Origin of the sequence: Chromohalobacter marismortui (assembly GCF_004364315.1) — a bacterium.
Taxonomy (GTDB): domain Bacteria; phylum Pseudomonadota; class Gammaproteobacteria; order Pseudomonadales; family Halomonadaceae; genus Chromohalobacter; species Chromohalobacter marismortui.
This window is the reverse complement of sequence record NZ_SOBR01000003.1, coordinates 515,967-529,911: the sequence shown is the minus strand read 5'-3', so window position 1 is coordinate 529,911 and position 13,945 is coordinate 515,967. Positions and strand designations below refer to the sequence as shown.

Here is a 13,945-nt window from a genome sequence, read left to right as displayed (position 1 = left end):
GTCCCTCCGCCTCGGGCACGACGCGGCGCACAGGTGCCTGCGTGCCACGTCGTGTCATCACCCTATGCTATCCGCGACGCCGCCAGCGTAGCCCCGGAACGAGCAGCAACAGGGCGAGTCCCCACGTCGGCCAACTGCCGGTGCGCGTGAACAGGGTCATCCCCTGCATGGGCTGGACCACGCCGTTGATGCTGGTGGTCGCGAAGCGCGGCGCACGCTGGGTGATATGACCCTGGGCATCGATGATGGCGGTGACGCCGTTGCTGGTGGCGCGGAGTACGTAACGGCCGTTCTCCAGAGCGCGCAACTGGGCCATTTGCAAGTGCTGGATCGGGCCGATGGAGTCCCCGAACCAGGTGTCGTTGGAGACGGTCAGCAACACCCCGGCGTCGCGTGCGCGCTGGGCGACCAGGTCTGGGTAGATGATTTCGTAGCAGATCGCGATGCCTAACCGCATGCCGGCGGCACGAATCGGTGTCTGGTCGGCGGCGCCGGCAGTGAAGCTCGACATGGGCAGGTCGAAGAAGGCGATGATACCGCGCAGCAAGCCCTCGAGCGGCAGGTATTCGCCGAACGGTACCAGGTGCTCCTTGCGATAGCTGCCTTGGCTGTTGCCCATCCCGATCACCGCGTTGTAGTAATTCCCCTCGGCGTCGCGCTGCACGATACCGGTCAGCAAGGCCGTGTCCGGCGGTAGCGTTGCCTGTACGCGCGCCAGCACGGGGCGTGCCTGGGCCGCGAACATCGGCAGCGCGGTTTCCGGCCACACGATCAGATCCGTATTCTCAGGCTGAGCGCGGGTGAGCGCGCTGTAGGTATTGGCGGCGGCGCGCTGACCTTCGGGGCTCCATTTCGAAAGCTGGGGGAGGTTGCCTTGGAGCAGGGCGACGCGCTTGGGATCGCCTTGCGGAGACGTCCACTGGGTGGGCAATACCAGCGGCAGGCACCACATCGCGACAAGCGGCACCAGTGCCCACAGGCGGCGTTTCATTAGTGCGACCAGCAAGGTGCCACTGAGGGCAACGATCAGCGATAGCAGATAGACACCGCCGATGGGCGCCCAAGGGGCCAGAGGCGATTCGACATGAGCGCTGCCCAGCAATAGCCAGGGAAAGCCCGTGAATGCCCAGGTACGCAGTGCTTCACCGAGGACCCAGGCGCCCGCGAAGGTGAGCACGGCCCAGCGGGGTGAGGTAAAGCGCCGGTAGACGCCGAATATCACGGCATAGAACAACGCCAGGGTGGCGACGAACAGGGCGGTGAGGAAGACCGCTAGTGGAATCCCCGTGTAGCCATAGTCATGAATCGAGACATAGATCCACGACGTGCCGGTACCGAACAAGCCCACGCCATAGCTCCAGCCACGCAATGCTGCTTGGCCGGGTGTCAGATCATGCAGGCCGTAGAAGACCATGGCGATGGCGAAGGGGCCGAGCCACCACCACTCGAAGGGAGCAAAGGTGAGCGTCGTGAGGGCGCCGGCGGCGAGCGCGACGAGATATCCCATCCAGGGACGATAGGTGCGAGAAGACAGCATGAGGCACTCCTTGTCGAAGGTGCCCTTATAACAGAGCGTGGCGCTGTGAGCCATGCGGCACATTCGCCGGCCCGGTTCACTGCCTGTCGCTGTTCTCGCACTCGTCGGCAGCTTCCTCGGGACAGGGCGACACTTGTAGTAGGCGAATGCGGCGATTGTCGGCATTGAGCACGGTGAAGCGCCAGGCACCCAAGTCGGCGTATTCGTTGCGACGCGGGAGATGTCCGAAACGTTGCATGACGAGACCGCCCACGGTATCGAATTCCTCGTCGGGGAAGGTCGTGTCGAAGCGTTCGTTGAAATCCTCGATGGGCGTCAAGGCGCGAATCGCATAGGTGCCGTCGCCCAGATCACGGATGTCGTCCTCTTCATCGGTGTCGTGTTCATCCTCGATGTCGCCGACGATCTGTTCGAGGATGTCTTCGATGGTCACGATGCCCGCCGTGCCACCGTATTCGTCGACCACCACCGCCATGTGGTTGTGGGTGTCACGAAATTCCTTGAGCAGGCTGTTGAGGCGCTTCGACTCGGGAATGAACATCGCCGGACGCAGGATGTCGCGCAGCTGGAAGCACTGGCGTTCGGCGTCACTGAGCTTGAGTAGCGGCAACAGATCCTTGACCAGCACGATGCCCAGTACCTCATCGAGGTTTTCGTCGATGATCGGATAGCGCGAGTGAGCGGTTTCGAGGATGATCGGCAGGCAGTCCTCGGGGCGTTGATCGACATGCAGGGCGGTGACCTGGGAGCGCGGGATCATCACCTCACGGGTTTGCTGATCGCTGATCTGGAATGCGCCTTCGATGATGGTCAGCGCATCCTGGTCGAGCCGCAGGCGTGTGCCGGCCTCGCGCAGGAAGGTGAGGAGTTCGTCTCGCGAGCTGGGCTCGTCGGCGTCGTTGGAGAAAGCGCTCAACAGTTTATCCAGCCAGGACTTGCCACCCTGGCTGCTCGATCGGTCTTCGCTCATGCGATGGGTCTCTCGTTCCTCATGGACGATCACGCTGGGGTAATAAGATGCCGATGCGGCCGGCGGTCGCGTTGCGCAGGAAGCCGGGGGCTGTCCCGGTGGGCGGCGGCTCACTCGGCATAGGGATCACCGATGGCTAAATCGGCCAGTAATTCCCGCTCCAGGGCTTCCATCTCTTCGGCGTCCCGATCATCTATATGATCGTAGCCGAGCAAATGCAAGGTGCCGTGGATCACCATATGGGCGTAGTGGTGCGCGAGCGGCTTGCCCTGCTCGGCGGCTTCGTCCGCGACCACGGCGTGGCAGATCGCCAGATCGCCAAGCAGCGTCATGGGGATGCCGGGGGGCGCTTCGAAGGGAAAGGACAGCACGTTGGTGGGCTTGTCCTTGCCGCGATAGTCACGATTGAGTGTCTGGCTCTCTTCGGGAGTAACGAAGCGCACGGTCATTTCCGTGCGCGTTTCATCGGCATGACGCGCGAAAACGGCGCTCACCCAGGTGTCGAGATCGGTCTGGGTGGGCAGTTCGGTCGAGGTGTCGGTGGCAACCTGGCGATCGATGTCGAGGGTCATGCGTCTGCCGGCTCGTCGTTGTCGCGGTGCGCGTCGTCTTTCTCGCGCTTGGCTTGTGCACGCCGTTCGCGGCGGGTGCGTTCCTGCTCTTCCTCGGCGCTCTCGAAGGCATCGTAGGCTTCGATGATGCGCTGCACCAGCGGGTGGCGGACCACGTCCTTGGCCACGAAGTGGGTGACGCCGATCCCCGGGGTGTCCTTGAGTACGTCGAGGACCTGAATCAGTCCCGATTGATTGCCGCGCGGCAGGTCGACCTGGGTGATGTCGCCGGTAATCACGGCGGTGGAGCCGAAGCCGATGCGCGTCAGGAACATCTTCATTTGCTCGCGCGTGGTGTTCTGGCTCTCGTCGAGAATGATGAAGGCATTGTTGAGCGTGCGCCCGCGCATGTAGGCCAGGGGTGCGACTTCGATCACCTGGCGCTCGATCAGCTTGCCGACCTGCTCGAAGCCCAGCATCTCGTAGAGGGCATCATAGAGCGGGCGCAGGTAAGGATCGATCTTCTGCGCCAGGTCGCCCGGCAAGAACCCCAGCCGCTCGCCGGCTTCCACCGCCGGGCGGACCAGCAGGATGCGCCGTACCTGCTGCTGGTTGAGCGCCTCGACCGCCGCCGCGACCGCCAGGTAGGTCTTGCCGGTTCCCGCCGGTCCGATCCCGAAGTTGATGTCGTGATCGCGAATGCTGCTGACATAGGTCTGCTGATTGTGGCCGCGCGGCTTGATCAGGGCGCGTGGCGTTCTCAGCAGGACACCGCCTTCGTCGATGGTTTCCTCTTCCTCTTCCAGCGCTTCGAGGCCGGATTCCTGCAGGAACAGGTGCACGGTGTCGGGCGTCAGCTCGCTGGCTTCCGTCTCACGGTAGAGATGTTCGACGACGTTAGCCGCGGCCTTGACGCTTGGTCCCGGCCCCGCGAGTTGAAAGGTGTTGCCGCGATTGCGCAGCGTCACACCCAGGCGCGACTCGACGAGCTTGAGATGTTCGTCCTGCTGCCCGCATAGGCTCGCCAGGCGCATGGGGTCGTTGGGTTCGAGCGTCAGGGTGAGAATGCGATGTGCCTGCGAAGTGTTCTGGCTCAACTCGAGGTGATCCATGGGTTGGAAATGTGAATTCAGCTTAGCGCCCCGGGCAACGCCGGGGCAATGATCTTGCGCAAGGTTTCACCGCGGGGTGAAGGGCGTCTCAGTAACGCGCGGGTGACGCCAGATCGCCACGCAAGGAATTGGGCAGTGCCTCGGTGATCTCGACATCGACGAAGTAACCGATGAGTTCGGTCGGGTTGGGCGCGCGGAAGTTGACGACACGGTTGTTCTCGGTACGACCGGAGAGCTGGCCGGGATCCTTGGGCGAGAAGCCGGTGACCAGGATGCGCTCGGTGTTGCCGACCATGCGTCGTGAAATCTGCATGGTCTGCTGGTTGAGGCGCTCCTGGAGAATCGCCAGGCGCTGTTTCTTGGTCGCCTCCGGCGTCTCGTCTTCAAGATTCGCCGCTGGGGTCCCCGGTCGCGGCGAATAGACGAAGCTGAACGAGGCGTCGTATCCGATGCGCTGGATGAGGTTCATGGTGTCCATGAAGTCTTCTTCGGTCTCGCCGGGGAAGCCGATGATGAAATCCGAGGAGAAGCTGATGTCCGGACGCAGCGCGCGGATACGCTCCAGCTTGTCGACGTATTCCTCGACGGTGTGCCCGCGCTTCATGGCCGCCAGGACGCGGTCCGAGCCGGCCTGCACGGGCAGGTGCAAGTGGCTGACCAGCTCGGGAATCTCGCCGTAGGCCTCGATCAGACTGTCGGAGAACTCCACGGGATGCGAGGTGGTGAAGCGAATGCGGTCGATGCCTTCCACGGCGGCGACGCAGCCGATCAACTCGGCGAGGTCGATTTCATCGCCCAATTGATTTTCGCCGCGGTAGGCGTTGACGTTCTGGCCCAGCAGGTTGATCTCGCGCACGCCCTGATCGGCGAGGTGGATGACTTCCTCCATCACCGGTTCGAAGGGCCGCGAAACCTCTTCGCCACGGGTATAGGGCACCACGCAGAAGGTGCAGTACTTCGAACAGCCTTCCATGATCGAGACGAAGGCGGTGGCGCCGTCCGCCGTGGGCTTGGGCAGGTGATCGAACTTCTCGATCTCGGGGAAGGTGACATCGACCATGGAGATAGTCTCCGCGCCTTGGCGCGAGTCGAGCATGGACGGCAGGCGGTGCATGGTCTGTGGGCCGAAGACCATGTCGACATGCGGTGCACGCTTTTGGATATTGTCGCCTTCCTGGCTGGCCACGCAGCCGCCCACGCCGATCACGAGGTCGGGGTTGGCGGCCTTGAGCTTCTTCCAGCGCCCGAGCTGGTGGAAGACTTTCTCTTGAGCCTTCTCACGGATCGAGCAGGTATTGAGCAGGATGACGTCAGCCTCGCGCTCGTCGTCGGTCAGCTCGAGTGCATGCGATTCGCCGAGTAGATCCGCCATGCGTGCGGAATCGTACTCGTTCATCTGGCAGCCGTGGGTCTTGATGAAGAGTTTCTTCGCCATACCGATTCGGTCGGTGCGTCGAACGCCCGACATATGTCCGTGATTGGGAGTGAGTATAGGCGTGGCCTGAAACGTGGCCCAGCCACTAATCCTGGATGAGATGGCATATTATACGGATTGACGACATCGTGGGCCAGTCTTGTGCCTGCATCGAATCGTCCGCGATGACGCCAAGGCTATGATACGCTAGCGTTCCCAGCGTGAGAGACGCCTCGCTGAAGCGGTACGTTACGGGCATCCCGGGCGAGTCCGCAACGGGTGAACGTGGCGTTCCCGCTGGGTTGGTCGCCCGCAATAGGGGTGATTAAAAATTACACGATTTGTCGCTATGACAGACATTGCGGCGGTCTCGCCGCGGTCATGGTCCGGTTTTCCCAAGACTTATCCACAGAATGTGTGGATGGTCGCTCGCCGAAGCGAGACAGGACGTCCCTTCGGCTGGGTGATGCAACGCGTGGAGCAGTGCGCATCGTGAGCCGTTCGTCATTCATGAAGAAGCCACGTTATGTCTAGAATCAAACCTCTGATGCTGTGCTTGGTCCTCGGGGCCTGCGCTTTTGATGCCCATGCCCAAGACGACGGGCAGTACTGGGTCTCGGACAATCTGCCGACCTATGTGCGCAGCGGCCCCACCGAGGGCTATCGTATCGTCGGTACGCTCGAGAGCGGTGACCCCGTGACGCTGCTTGGCCAACAGAATGATTTCAGCCGTGTTCGCAGTGAGGAGGGCGATGTCGTCTGGATTCCCAGCCGTTATCTGCAGGACTCGCCGAGTGCCAGCTCGCGCTTGCCCGAATTGCAAACGCGTGTGCAGGAATTGACCTCGAAGCTCGACGGTATCAATGAAGAGTGGGAACAACGTGTCGATGACATGAAGGCCACGCTCAATGATCGGGCGCAACGCATCGAGAGCCTGGAAGCGCGCAATGCCGAGCTGAATACCGCTTACAGCGATGCTCAGGCAACCATGCGCAGCCTCAAGGCACGTCTCGATACACAGGAGCAGGACCTGTTGATGCGTTATTTCATGTATGGCGCCGGCGTGGCCGGCGCCGGTCTGCTGGTCGGTCTGATCGTGCCGCACTTGCCGCGTCGGCGTAAACGCCGCAGTGGTTGGTTTTGATGGCGTACCACAAAAGTGAGAACGATGGTCGATAGAGAGGCTTAACGACGTATGGCGACGGATGCGTGGCTGGCGCGCTGGCAGGAAGGCAGGATTGGGTTCCACCGCTCGGCGCCGCACGACGCCTTGATACGCCACTGGCCGTCACTCGGGGCGCCGCCCGGTGGCAAGGTATTGGTGCCCCTGTGCGGCAAGAGCCTGGATATGCGCTGGCTGGCCGAGCAGGGACACCCGGTCCTGGGGCTGGAGCTCTCGTCGTTGGCCATCGAGCAGTTCATGGCCGAGGGTGAGGCGCCGATATCGCGCTATACGCAAGGCGCCTTTACCTGCTGTCGTCAGGGCAGCATCGAGCTTTGGTGCGGCGATTTCTTCCATTTTCATACGGCGCAGATCGAGGAGCTATCCGCCTTCTATGATCGCGCGGCGTTGATCGCCTTGCCCGAGGCCACGCGGCAACGCTATGCCTTTCATCTGGCGCAGTCATTGTTGCCCGGTGCGCGAGGCTTGTTGATCAGCCTGGTAGATACGCACTCGTCCGAGGGCGGCCCTCCGTACACGGTGACCGATGACGAGGTCGAACGCCTATTTGCGGCGAATTTCGAACTGACGCACCTGGAAAAGCGGCCACCGGATGATAGCGGCAAGCAGGAAAGCGTGTGGTCGCTGCTACGCCGCGGGCCGCGACAGGCTTGAGCGCCTGTCACGGAGCTTGGCGTATCATTTCTTGAGTTGGCGGGAGAGTTCGGGGTCATTGAAGGCGCGCTGCAAGGCGTTGCTCAGCAAGTCGCTGACCATGCGGTTGTTGGTGTCCCAGTCGGGCGTGATGGCGAAGCTCTGCTTGCGTTTGGCGGTATAGGTGCCGGTGTATGTGCCGCTGTCGTTGACGACCCGGGCACGCAGCACGGCTTGTAGCTGAGCGGCATCGAGTAGCGGTGCATCGGCCTCGGCGGGCGCATAGCTGAGATCGGCGAGCGTCAATGTCAGCGTCGTTTTGCCGTGTTCGCCTGCGACGGGCGAGAAGCCCATGCGGCGTAATGCTTGGTGCGCTTGTGTGTGTAGCTTGGGAATGACGTCATGTGCCGGGACGCGGATCGTCGATGTCGATGCGGGCTCGCCAGAGCGTGTGCCCAGCACATCGCTGCGCCGTCCATCGACCACGCTGAGGGCAATCTCCTGCCCGTTTCCTGTATGCGGAAGGTCCGTGCCGATATCGGGTTTGACCTGAAGAATCTGGGGGCTCTGGGCGCAGCCGGCCATGAGCAGTGGCGCCATGAGTAGCGCGACGAACGCGGAACGTGTTCTGACGGGAATGAGCCAGCGCATACGTATCGTGTGTCCTGAAATCGGAAGAAAAAGTGGTTAATGCTTGGCTGCGAGTATAGCGGCAGCTCAAGAGTGCGCGAAGCCCTTTTGGCGTGACCGCAGTACCCACAAGCCGACGAGCGGTCCCGGTAGCATCAGCCAGGCAACCCAGGACCCAAGCGTCGACCAGGCGGGCAACAGGAAGGCCAGGGAGGCCGCCGATATCGCATAGCCGATGGCGTTCTGCAACGTCAGGGCGCTGCCGACCAGCGATGCCGGGCAGGCGCGTGCCGAGAGCGCCGAGAAATGCGGTGAGTCGATGACGGCGAGCAGGCTCCAGAGCGCTAGCAAGAGTGCGGTCCAGCGCCCTGGTATGTCATCGAGCCAAGGGTATAGCAGGCAGCAGGCGGCCGAGCCGCTCAATCCAATCTGGGCAATGCGCCGGCTGCCCAGCCGCAGGCTCAACCAGCCGCCCAACCAGCAGCCCGGCCCACCGATGGCGATCAGCATGAAACTCCCGAGCGCCAGTTGTGTGGTGGTCAGCGTCGGCAGTGCCGTGGCCAGTAGAAGAGGGATCAACGCCCACAGCGTGTAAAGCTCCCACATGTGCCCGAAATAGGCACTGGCGGCGTGCCGAAATTCTTCGATGCGGAAGGCGCCGAGGCCCGCCCAGCGTGATGTGTTGCCGGCCATCTTGCGCAAGTGAGGGGCTTCGCCGAGACGCCAGATCATGGCGCCTGCGATGAGCGCTAGCAATGAGGCGCACCACAAGGCGCTGCGCCAGTCTCCTTCCAGTGATAGCCCGGCCAGAAGATGCGGCGTCGCGGTTCCGATGACCAGCATGCCTACCAGCCATGCCAGCCCGAGACCGGTACGTTGTGGCGCCCAGCCGACCATGAGCTTCATGCCGATGGGGTAGATGCCGGCCAGGGCCATGCCGGTAATGAGACGCAGCACCACGGCTGGCCATAGGCCGCCGGCCCAGGGCAGCAGGCCATTGCTGAGTGCGCCGAGCAGGCAGCAGACGGCAAAGAGTCGGCTGGCATCACGGCGATCGGCAAGGCCGTTCAGGCCGATCATCAACGTACCCAGGAGAAAGCCGACCTGCACGGCGCCGGTCAGCCAACCCAGATCATGGGCAGCCAGCGCCCATTCACGTTCCAGATCGCCGATCACCGCATTGGGCGTAAACCACAGGGCGGTGCCGAACAGCTCGGCCAGGGCGATCCAGACGATGGGCATGCCGTTGTGCCTTCCGCCTGGCATTCAAAGCCCTAGGGCGGAGGACGTCGAGCGACGCGGATCGGCGCCGCCGTAGAAGTGGTCGTGCTTGATCACCACCGATTGCGCCGCGCCCATGGCATCCTGCTGGCTGACGGTATGGCCCATGCCCTCGAGCAGTGCGATGGTGTCTGGGCTCACTCCCTGCTCGATGCGGAGCTCGTCGGGTAGCCATTGGTGGTGGATGCGCGGCACGCTGACCGCGGTCTGGATGTTCATGTCGTGGTCGATGACGTTCATGACCACCTGCAGCGTCGTGGTGATGATCCGAGACCCTCCGGGGCTGCCGGTAATCAGAAAGTTCTTGCCGTCCTTCTTGACGATGGTCGGTGTCATTGACGACAGCATGCGCTTATGGGGTTCGATCTTGTTGGCCTCGCCGCCGATCAGCCCGTAGGCATTGGGTGTGCCCGGCTTGGCGGAGAAGTCGTCCATTTCATTGTTGAGCAGAAAGCCAGCGCCGTCGACGACGATCCCCGAACCGTAGCTGAAGTTGATGGTATAGGTATTGGAAACGGCCAGGCCGTTATCGTCGGCGATCGAGAAGTGCGTGGTTTCGTTGGACTCATAGGGCAGCGGGTCGCCCGCCGCGATGGCATCGCTGGGCGTGGCGCGGCCCAGGTCGATTTGCTCGCGTAGCGCGTCGGCATAGGCCTTGGAGGTGAGGCCGGCGAGTGGCACATCGACGAAGTCGGTATCGCCTAGATACGCGGCGCGGTCGGCATAGGCGCGCTTCATCGCCTCGGCCATGACGTGGAGGGTGCGTGCCGAGTTGAAGCCCATGGCGCCGATATCGTAGCCCTCGAGAATGTTGAGCATCTGCACGATATGCGCGCCGCCGCTGGAAGGCGGGCTCATGGCATAGACGTCGTAGCCGCGATAGGTGCCATGCACGGGATCACGAAGCGTAGGCTGATAGGCGGCCAGATCCTCGGCGGTCATGAGCCCGCCGTGTTTTTCCATTTCGGCGGCGATGAGCTCAGCGGTTTTGCCTTCGTAGAACTCGCGAGGCCCTTGGGCCGCGATGCGCTTGAGCGTTGCCGCGAGATCCGGCTGGCGGTAGATATCGCCCACCTGGTAGCTGCTGCCATCGGACTTGAAGAACTTGGCGCGGGTCGCCGGCCACTTCTCGAGTCGCTCCCGAGCCGACTCGACACCTGCGACGAAGCGCGGCGGCAGCGCAAAGCCATTCTCGGCCAGGTCGATGGCCGGGGCCAAGGCCTCGGCCAGGCTTAGCGTGCCGTACTCGTCGAGGGCGAGTGCCAGACCGGCCACCGTGCCGGGCACGCCGGAAGCGTTGTGGGTATAGCGCGAAAGCTCGGAGACCGCCTCGCCTTGTTCGTTCTGAAACATCGTTTCATAGGCCGCCCCTGGTGCCTTTTCGCGATAATCGATGGCGATGACGTCACCACTTTTTTCATCGGAAATCAGCATGAAACCGCCGCCGCCGATGTTGCCGGAGCGCGGCTGGGTGACGGCCAGCGCAAAGCCCGCGGTGACCGCCGCATCGACTGCGTTGCCGCCGTCTTGCATGACGTCGCGGGCGATCTTCGAGGCCAGGTAATGACTGGTGGCCGCCATGCCGTGTTGGCCTTCCTGAGGGTGGAAGCGCTCGCCTTCGAGAATCGCCTGCTGAGCGCTGGCGGCAAGCGGGAGAGTCGCGAGCAGTGCGTACAGTGCCAGACGTCGTCCATGGCGCAAGGTAAGTCGAAACATGCGAGGCCTCTCGTGAGTGGGGCGGCCATAGGGTGCCGCTTTTTTATGAGCAATGGCTTTTACTATCGAAGGCGTCGCTTGAATATGCAAGGCGTCCGTCACCGAGCTCGCCTCCATGTCTGTTTTTCCGCCCGGCATTCGCTAAAATGAAGTCTTAATTTCCAGCTCAAAGCACCTTTATTGCTTATGCCCGACTTCAAGATTGCGCCTTCGATCCTGTCCGCCGATTTCGCTCGTCTCGGTCAGGAGACGGAGGATGTGTTGGCATCCGGCGCGGATATCGTGCACTTCGATGTCATGGACAATCATTACGTGCCCAACCTCACCATCGGTCCGATGGTATGCAAAGCGTTGCGTGGCCATGGCATTACCGCGCCCATCGATGCGCATTTGATGGTCAAACCGGTGGATCGCCTGATCGGGGATTTCATCGAGGCGGGCGCGAGCTACATCACCTTTCATCCTGAGGCCAGCGAACACATCGATCGTTCGCTGCAACTGATCCGCGATGGCGGCTGCAAGGCTGGCCTGGTCTTCAATCCTGCCACGCCGCTTTCCTACCTCGACTACGTCATGGACAAGCTCGACATGGTGCTGCTGATGAGCGTCAATCCCGGCTTCGGCGGCCAGTCCTTCATCCCCGGCACGCTCGACAAGCTGCGCGAGGTACGCCGGCGCATCGATACCAGCGGTCGCGACATCCGCCTGGAGGTCGATGGTGGCGTCAAGGTCGAGAATATCGCGGAGATCGCGCGGGCTGGTGCGGACACTTTCGTCGCCGGGTCGGCTATTTTCAAGGCGCGTGACGAGGCGGATCCGCACCGTTACGACAGCGTCATGCGGGCCTTTCGTGACGCCCTGAAACAGCGTTGAGCCAGGTGAGTCATGGCCGGTGACGAGCACGCCGCACGAGCGCAGGCCTGGTATCTCTACCTGATCGAAACGGCGTCAGGGGCACTTTATACCGGGGTAACGACCGATGTGGCGCGGCGTTTCCGCGAGCATCGCGATGGCAAGCGCGGCGCACGTGCCTTGCGCGGCAAGGGGCCGTTGATCTTGCGTCATTCGGAATACGTGGGCGGCCACGGCGAGGCGTTGCGCCAAGAGGCTGCCCTCAAGAAGCTCAGCCCCGCCGCCAAGCGTGCCTGGTTGGCGGCACGCGGGGCCGGAGCGTCGTCATCATGAGGCGTCGTTATCGTTCGTCTTCATAGAGCGTCGTCATAGACAGCGCGCTAGCGTTTCGAAGACCCGCGCGACTGCTTCCGCGCCGGGGTCGACGACGCCTTCCAAGGCGCTGTCGGGGACATAGGCGGCACGTCCGGCTCGAGCGCGGGAGAGGGTGGCCGTATGCGCGGCACCCTGACGTGCTGCCTGGGCCGCTTCGCTGAGCGTGGCGTCTGTGTGGAGCGCTTGAAGGGCGGGAATCAAGGCATCCAGCAGGGTGCGGTCGCCGAGCCGGGCACCGCCATAGCTCTGCATGCGTTCCCCCCCTTGCCACAGGCTGTCGACCAAATCGTGCTGCTCCTCGAGGGCAGTCGCCGTGGCGGTAAGCAGGATTGACAGCAGCACTCCGCTCGAGCCGCCCATGCCGGTGGCCAGGCATTGCCCCAAGCCCGCGAACAAGCGTTCGGGGTGAGCGGTATCCAGCCGGCCGGCCTGCAACGCCTGCTCGATGGCATCGGCGCCCTCCACCAAGCTACTGCCGGCATCGCCATCGCCGCTCCGGGCATCGAGCCCATCGAGATCGTCTCGTGCAGCGCGCAAGACGCTGAGCACCTGAGCGAGCGCCGCCTTGACGTGCGTTGCTTGGGGCGCATTGTCGTACAGTGCGCTGTTTCGGGCGACGAGGTTGGGCGTGAAGGTGTCCGGCGGACGCACGTTCTGGACGCCGGGCCAGGCGGGCGCATTGGTAGGCGCCTGCAAGGCCGTGCGCATGGCATCGTCGACGGCCATCAGCGTTACCGAGAAGCCGTGCATGTCCAACGATGTCATCAACGACGCGGGGCCGATGAGCTGTGTCAGCCGTGCCGGGCCGAGGTGGTCGATCAAGCTGCCGGTCAGCACGCCCATCTCCTGTGTCGAACAGCTCCCCAGGTTGTTGAGTAGGGCGACCCAGCCGTGGCGGTGGCCGCGTTCCTCGAGAGTGGTCGCGAGGGGCGTGACGACGTGGTGTATGGCGTCGCGGGCGCTATCCGGCACGATATGCCGGGCGCCCGGCTCGTTGTGGATGCCGAGCCCCAGTTCCGGGTGACGGTCGGGACGTGCTTGCCCCGGCAAGGTCGCTGGCGTGAGTGCCATGCCCAGCGAGGCCATGCGCTCGCATGCGTGTTGAGCGAGCGCTTGGATAGTCTCCAGCGTGGCTTGCTGCTGCGCATGATAGCCGGCGATCTTGTGAATCAGCAGCGTACCGGCCAGGCCGCGTGGCTGGGGCATGTCGGGGAGGGCGACATCCTCGGCGACGATGACCATGGCGACCTTGAGGCCGTCGCGCCGTGCATGCTCGGCGGCCAGCCCGAAGTTGAGGCGGTCTCCGGTGTAGTTCTTGACCACCAGCAGGCAGCCGGCCGGCCCGCAGACCTCGCGTATGGCGGCGAGTACGGCATCCATGCTGGGTGAGGCGAACAGGCTGCCGGCAATCACCCCGGTCAGCATGCCGTCGCCGATGAAGCCGGCGTGCGCGGGTTCGTGTCCTGCGCCACCACCGGAGAGCACCGCGACATGCTGCTGGCCGAGCGTGTCGCGGTCCCAGTCGCGGCGAATCAGAATGCGGACGCCGCTGGCAGGCTCGGCGATGCGCAGAGGGGCGAGATGGCCGACGGCGTGCAGAACGTCGTCGACCACGCGAGAGGCATCATTGAAAAAGTGCTGCATGAACGGGCTCCATGATCGAGCGAGGCGGTGCTTCGATCATGGTGGCC

Annotated in this window: 13 protein-coding genes; 4 read left to right on the top strand and 9 right to left on the bottom strand. The window is 63.2% G+C overall.

Features of this window, described 5'->3' with window-relative positions; translation table 11 throughout:
* Positions 1 to 67: 67 nt before the first annotated feature.
* The 5 genes from lnt to miaB all read right to left on the bottom strand — a co-directional run bounded on the left by lnt (position 68) and on the right by miaB (position 5,605).
* Complete coding sequence (lnt, locus tag C8E00_RS09155; RefSeq protein WP_133697151.1) at positions 68 to 1,537, bottom strand: apolipoprotein N-acyltransferase; 1,470 nt, start codon at positions 1,535 to 1,537, stop codon at positions 68 to 70.
* A gap of 76 nt (positions 1,538 to 1,613) precedes the next feature.
* Entirely contained in the window at positions 1,614 to 2,507 is an 894-nt protein-coding gene (locus tag C8E00_RS09150) for an HlyC/CorC family transporter (RefSeq protein WP_133697149.1), read from the bottom strand.
* A gap of 110 nt (positions 2,508 to 2,617) precedes the next feature.
* Complete coding sequence (ybeY, locus tag C8E00_RS09145; protein ID WP_133697147.1) at positions 2,618 to 3,079, bottom strand: rRNA maturation RNase YbeY; 462 nt, start codon at positions 3,077 to 3,079, stop codon at positions 2,618 to 2,620.
* Positions 3,076 to 4,155 (bottom strand): PhoH family protein, encoded by a 1,080-nt coding sequence (locus tag C8E00_RS09140; protein WP_133697145.1) that lies wholly within the window; start codon positions 4,153 to 4,155, stop codon positions 3,076 to 3,078. The genes ybeY and C8E00_RS09140 overlap by 4 nt, the downstream gene beginning before the upstream one ends.
* A gap of 103 nt (positions 4,156 to 4,258) precedes the next feature.
* Positions 4,259 to 5,605 carry a tRNA (N6-isopentenyl adenosine(37)-C2)-methylthiotransferase MiaB gene (gene miaB / locus C8E00_RS09135; protein WP_133697142.1) on the bottom strand — a complete coding sequence of 449 codons (1,347 nt, stop codon included), beginning with the start codon at positions 5,603 to 5,605 and terminating at the stop codon, positions 4,259 to 4,261.
* 505 nt (positions 5,606 to 6,110) lie between these two features.
* Between miaB and C8E00_RS09130 the strand changes: the two genes are divergently transcribed.
* Both C8E00_RS09130 and tmpT read left to right on the top strand, forming a co-directional pair.
* On the top strand, positions 6,111 to 6,728 hold the full coding sequence (locus tag C8E00_RS09130) for a TIGR04211 family SH3 domain-containing protein (protein WP_133697140.1): 618 nt from the start codon (positions 6,111 to 6,113) through the stop codon (positions 6,726 to 6,728).
* A 51-nt stretch (positions 6,729 to 6,779) separates the two neighbouring features.
* Positions 6,780 to 7,421, top strand: a complete 642-nt coding sequence (tmpT, locus tag C8E00_RS09125) for a thiopurine S-methyltransferase (protein ID WP_133697137.1) — start codon at positions 6,780 to 6,782, stop codon at positions 7,419 to 7,421.
* Between the two features lie 24 nt (positions 7,422 to 7,445).
* Here the strand turns inward: tmpT and C8E00_RS09120 are convergent, their stop codons facing one another.
* The 3 genes from C8E00_RS09120 to ggt form a co-directional block, all read right to left on the bottom strand.
* Positions 7,446 to 8,051, bottom strand: coding sequence for a YajG family lipoprotein (locus C8E00_RS09120; protein WP_133697135.1), 606 nt, complete (start codon positions 8,049 to 8,051; stop codon positions 7,446 to 7,448).
* Between the two features lie 66 nt (positions 8,052 to 8,117).
* Positions 8,118 to 9,272, bottom strand: coding sequence for an MFS transporter (locus tag C8E00_RS09115; RefSeq protein ID WP_133697133.1), 1,155 nt, complete (start codon positions 9,270 to 9,272; stop codon positions 8,118 to 8,120).
* A 24-nt stretch (positions 9,273 to 9,296) separates the two neighbouring features.
* Positions 9,297 to 11,027 carry a gamma-glutamyltransferase gene (gene ggt, locus C8E00_RS09110; protein ID WP_133697130.1) on the bottom strand — a complete coding sequence of 577 codons (1,731 nt, stop codon included), beginning with the start codon at positions 11,025 to 11,027 and terminating at the stop codon, positions 9,297 to 9,299.
* 186 nt (positions 11,028 to 11,213) lie between these two features.
* Here ggt and rpe point away from each other — a divergent pair, with 186 nt between their 5' ends.
* Positions 11,214 to 11,900, top strand: a complete 687-nt coding sequence (gene rpe / locus C8E00_RS09105) for a ribulose-phosphate 3-epimerase (RefSeq protein WP_133697128.1) — start codon at positions 11,214 to 11,216, stop codon at positions 11,898 to 11,900.
* Positions 11,901 to 11,912: 12 nt separating this feature from the next.
* Complete coding sequence (locus C8E00_RS09100; RefSeq protein ID WP_133697125.1) at positions 11,913 to 12,212, top strand: GIY-YIG nuclease family protein; 300 nt, start codon at positions 11,913 to 11,915, stop codon at positions 12,210 to 12,212.
* Positions 12,213 to 12,245: 33 nt separating this feature from the next.
* On the opposite strand, the gene C8E00_RS09095 is transcribed toward C8E00_RS09100, so the two are convergent.
* Positions 12,246 to 13,898 carry a dihydroxyacetone kinase subunit DhaK gene (locus tag C8E00_RS09095; RefSeq protein ID WP_133697122.1) on the bottom strand — a complete coding sequence of 551 codons (1,653 nt, stop codon included), beginning with the start codon at positions 13,896 to 13,898 and terminating at the stop codon, positions 12,246 to 12,248.
* Between the last annotated feature and the right edge of the window lie 47 nt (positions 13,899 to 13,945).

What these genes read in the sequence shown, in the direction of transcription:
- lnt (WP_133697151.1), bottom strand. Translation starts at nt 1,537, where the DNA reads ATGCTGTCTTCTCGCACCTATCGTCCCTGGATGGGATATCTCGTCGCG.
- C8E00_RS09150 (WP_133697149.1), bottom strand. Translation starts at nt 2,507, where the DNA reads ATGAGCGAAGACCGATCGAGCAGCCAGGGTGGCAAGTCCTGGCTGGAT.
- ybeY (WP_133697147.1), bottom strand. Translation starts at nt 3,079, where the DNA reads ATGACCCTCGACATCGATCGCCAGGTTGCCACCGACACCTCGACCGAA.
- miaB (WP_133697142.1), bottom strand. Translation starts at nt 5,605, where the DNA reads ATGGCGAAGAAACTCTTCATCAAGACCCACGGCTGCCAGATGAACGAG.
- C8E00_RS09130 (WP_133697140.1), top strand. Translation starts at nt 6,111, where the DNA reads ATGTCTAGAATCAAACCTCTGATGCTGTGCTTGGTCCTCGGGGCCTGC.
- tmpT (WP_133697137.1), top strand. Translation starts at nt 6,780, where the DNA reads ATGGCGACGGATGCGTGGCTGGCGCGCTGGCAGGAAGGCAGGATTGGG.
- C8E00_RS09120 (WP_133697135.1), bottom strand. Translation starts at nt 8,051, where the DNA reads ATGCGCTGGCTCATTCCCGTCAGAACACGTTCCGCGTTCGTCGCGCTA.
- C8E00_RS09115 (WP_133697133.1), bottom strand. Translation starts at nt 9,272, where the DNA reads ATGCCCATCGTCTGGATCGCCCTGGCCGAGCTGTTCGGCACCGCCCTG.
- ggt (WP_133697130.1), bottom strand. Translation starts at nt 11,027, where the DNA reads ATGTTTCGACTTACCTTGCGCCATGGACGACGTCTGGCACTGTACGCA.
- rpe (WP_133697128.1), top strand. Translation starts at nt 11,214, where the DNA reads ATGCCCGACTTCAAGATTGCGCCTTCGATCCTGTCCGCCGATTTCGCT.
- C8E00_RS09100 (WP_133697125.1), top strand. Translation starts at nt 11,913, where the DNA reads ATGGCCGGTGACGAGCACGCCGCACGAGCGCAGGCCTGGTATCTCTAC.
- C8E00_RS09095 (WP_133697122.1), bottom strand. Translation starts at nt 13,898, where the DNA reads ATGCAGCACTTTTTCAATGATGCCTCTCGCGTGGTCGACGACGTTCTG.